This window comes from Albidovulum sp. (assembly GCF_049646345.1).
Taxonomy (GTDB): Bacteria; Pseudomonadota; Alphaproteobacteria; order Rhodobacterales; family Rhodobacteraceae; genus Albidovulum.
In genome coordinates this window covers 1-3,146 of sequence record NZ_JBARVQ010000081.1, presented here as the reverse complement: position 1 = coordinate 3,146, position 3,146 = coordinate 1, and the positions used below count along the sequence as shown (strand labels likewise).

The following is a 3,146-nucleotide window of genomic DNA, read 5'->3' as shown; positions in this document are numbered from 1 at the left end:
GGTAATGCCTTCCAGAGCTTGGTGATCGAGGCCTATCTGGCCCAAAATCGCGAGCCGTCGCTGGTCGAGGAACTCAGCCCCATCGAGCGCAGGCTGACCTAGGCGCAACTGGCCGCGATGGTCGAGGTGATGGACGAAAGCCAAGACGTGATCAACGCCGATGATTGGGCCTTCAAGGGGCACATTCCGATGGTCTTTGCGCGGCTGGTGAACGAACGCTTTGCCGAAAAGGCCGCAACCGAGGCCACCGTCAAGGTCACCGCCGCCAAGCATCTGGTCCGCAACCGCATGGCGCGGCCTGACACTTGGGAGAACAAGGCCATAGAGGGCAAGTTCCTCATGGAAGCGCGGAGCGAGATCGTTCACAACGGCTCGACCGTGAAGGATGCCGAGATCATCAAGGCGCAGGCGGCGTTTGCCTTATGTTTCGAAGATATTACGGACCGCCTGCCAAATCTTTGCCGAAGCCTAGATGAGGCAACGAATACGGGACTGTCGTCGAAATCGATCACCAACGTCAAGTTTGGCTCAGACCTGTTATTCTCTGCTCCCGCCAAGAAGGCCTGATCTAGGGATAATCTCGATCCAAACGCCGAGCGGCCCATGGAGGATTGGATCGATAATGCCCCTGCAGCAATGGGTTTTCGGTTTTCTGTGCATGCTAGGTGCACACGAGCAAGAGCGCTTCTCTTCGCATTTCCCAAAGCGTAATCCCGACTGGGTCGAGCGATAGAAGAGGTGGCCCTGATTAGAAACCCACCCAAACACCGCCGTTCGCCTGTCTTCGCTCCCGGGGGGCTGGACTGCCCTAATTCGTGTGAAGTATGTGTGCAACATGGCCCCAAAACCAGATTGCGGACCATAGGAGAATTAAGAATGCCCAACAACGCAGCCACCGCGGCAGCGAAATTATCTATTGCGCCTATGATGGACTGGACCGATCGGCATTGCCGGTTCTTTCATCGTCAGATCTCTCGCCACGCCCTGCTTTATACCGAGATGGTGACAGCGCCTGCGGTCCTGCATGGCGATCGCGACAGGCTTCTGGGTTTTGACGCGGTCGAGCATCCCGTGGCGCTGCAACTCGGTGGGTCCGATCCGGTGGATCTCGCCGGGGCTGCGCGGATCGGGGCGGAGTTCGGTTATGACGAGATCAACCTCAATGTCGGCTGCCCCTCGGATCGGGTCCAGTCTGGGTGCTTTGGCGCAGTGCTGATGGAACGGCCGGGGCTGGTGGCCGATTGTGCCGCTGCGATGATCGCGGCTTCGTCCGTCGAGGTCACGGTGAAATGCCGCATCGGGGTCGATGATCAGGTACCCGAGGAAGTGCTGCCCGCCTTCCTTGAAACCGTTTCGGCCGCCGGGGTCACCCGGTTTCAGATCCATGCCCGCAAAGCCTGGTTGCAGGGGCTGAGCCCGAAGGAGAACCGCGATATTCCGCCCCTGAACTATCCGCTGGTCGCGGCGATGAAACGGGCCTTCCCGCATCTGAATATCTCGGTCAATGGCGGCATCACTTCGCTTGATCAGGCCGAGGCTTTTCTGGTGGACGGGCTTGACGGGGTGATGATCGGGCGGGCGGCCTATCATGAGCCCTATGACGTTCTGGCCCACGCCGACGCCCGCATCTTCGGCGGAGAGGACGGGCCGGAGCGGTTTGAGGTCGTGGACCGGATGCGGCCCTATATTGCGCGGCATCTTGAGGCGGGTGGGCGGCTGCATCAGATCACCCGCCACATGCTGGGCCTGTTTCACGGCCAGCCAGGGGCGCGCGGCTGGCGGCGCGTACTGTCGGAGCGCGCCAACCGTCCGGGGGCTGGGCTTGAGGTCCTTGATGCCGCCCTTGCGCCGATGATCGAACTGGCCTCCTGATCCCCGGGCGCTTCGGTCAACCGATCTGGCAAATTCCCGGCGAAGCGGATATCTGGCGTCAGGGGCAGGTGGGAGGCGCACAGGATGCCGGGACTAGCGGAACTCATGCCGATGCTGGCGCTTTTGCTGGCGATCGGTGCCTTTGCCGGGGTGATGGCGGGTCTGCTGGGCGTCGGTGGCGGGATCATCCTGGTCCCGGCCTTCTTCTACGCCTTTTCCAGCCTCGGCTATCAAGGGCCGGACCTGATGCAGGTCTGTCTTGCGACCTCGCTGGCGACGATCATCGTGACCTCGATCCGCTCTGTGATGGCGCATAATCGCAAAGGCGCTGTCGATTGGGGCATCCTCAGAGGCTGGGCACCGGGGATCGTGATCGGCGCGGTTTTGGGCGTGCTGGTGGTAGCACAGCTTCGGACCCCGGCCTTGCAGGCGATCTTTGGCACGCTGGCGCTGGTTGTTGCCTTCTATCTTGGGTTCGGCCGGGCAGAGTGGCGGCTTGGCCCCGCAATGCCTGGCGGGGTCGTCCGGGCGGTACTGTCGCCTCTGGTCGGGTTCCTCTCGGTCCTTATGGGGATTGGCGGCGGCTCGTTCGGGGTGCCGTTGATGAGCCTTTATGCGACCCCCATTCACCGCGCGGTGGCGACCGCGGCGGGGTTCGGCGTGGTGATCGCCGTTCCCTCGGTCGCGGGGTTTCTGATGACATCGGTCGAGGGCGCGCCGCCTTATACGATCGGCGCGGTCAACCTGCCTGCCTTCGCCGTGATCATCGCGATGACGCTGATCACGGCACCCTGGGGGGTAAAGTTGGCCCATGCTATGGACCCTAAGCCCCTGAAGCGGATCTTCGCGGTCTTCCTTGCCCTTGTCGCGCTCAACATGTTGCGCAAGGTTGCAGGGTGGTAGCGGCGCTTGCCGCGCGGGGCTGGGTCCGGTTCGGCCATGATCCGGGGGTGGCGGCTTGGGCAAAGGCCGCTTTGCCTGTCGCGCGTCAGGCATTGCAGAACAGTCCGGAGCCTTTGAGATGTGGCGGTACATGGGATGTCGGCCTCGACCTGCTGCCCAATGATGCTGAGGGGCGGATCAATGGCGTACCGCTTGGCGGCGCGGCAATAACGGCCATCACGCGGCTTTTTGGCGCTTTGCCGCTGCATCGGGGGCAGCTGTCGGCGGTCTATCCCGGCTACCCGGCAGCCTCCGATGACGAAAGCCTTGCCGCATTCAATTTCCGTCTGACCCGGGATGCAGCGCATATAGACGGCCTGTTACCGGTCGGC

At 62.4% G+C, this 3,146-nt stretch carries 3 protein-coding genes and 1 pseudogene; all 4 read left to right on the top strand.

Going from position 1 to position 3,146, the window contains the following annotated elements:
- Positions 1-129 precede the first annotated feature (129 nt).
- Complete coding sequence (locus tag WBB85_RS02075) at positions 130-567, top strand: hypothetical protein (protein WP_432636962.1); 438 nt, start codon at positions 130-132, stop codon at positions 565-567.
- A gap of 309 nt (positions 568-876) precedes the next feature.
- The gene (dusA, locus tag WBB85_RS02070; protein ID WP_432636961.1) at positions 877-1,872 is read left to right on the top strand and encodes a tRNA dihydrouridine(20/20a) synthase DusA; all 996 of its coding nucleotides are present in this window, start codon (positions 877-879) and stop codon (positions 1,870-1,872) included.
- An 84-nt stretch (positions 1,873-1,956) separates the two neighbouring features.
- On the top strand, positions 1,957-2,775 hold the full coding sequence (locus WBB85_RS02065; protein WP_432636960.1) for a sulfite exporter TauE/SafE family protein: 819 nt from the start codon (positions 1,957-1,959) through the stop codon (positions 2,773-2,775).
- Positions 2,769-3,146 (top strand): annotated as a pseudogene (locus WBB85_RS02060) (hypothetical protein); the annotation flags it as partial. The gene WBB85_RS02065 and the pseudogene WBB85_RS02060, both read left to right, overlap by 7 nt.

Coding starts and splice junctions, on each gene's coding strand:
- WBB85_RS02075 (WP_432636962.1), top strand. CDS start 130: ATGGACGAAAGCCAAGACGTGATCAACGCCGATGATTGGGCCTTCAAG.
- dusA (WP_432636961.1), top strand. CDS start 877: ATGCCCAACAACGCAGCCACCGCGGCAGCGAAATTATCTATTGCGCCT.
- WBB85_RS02065 (WP_432636960.1), top strand. CDS start 1,957: ATGCCGGGACTAGCGGAACTCATGCCGATGCTGGCGCTTTTGCTGGCG.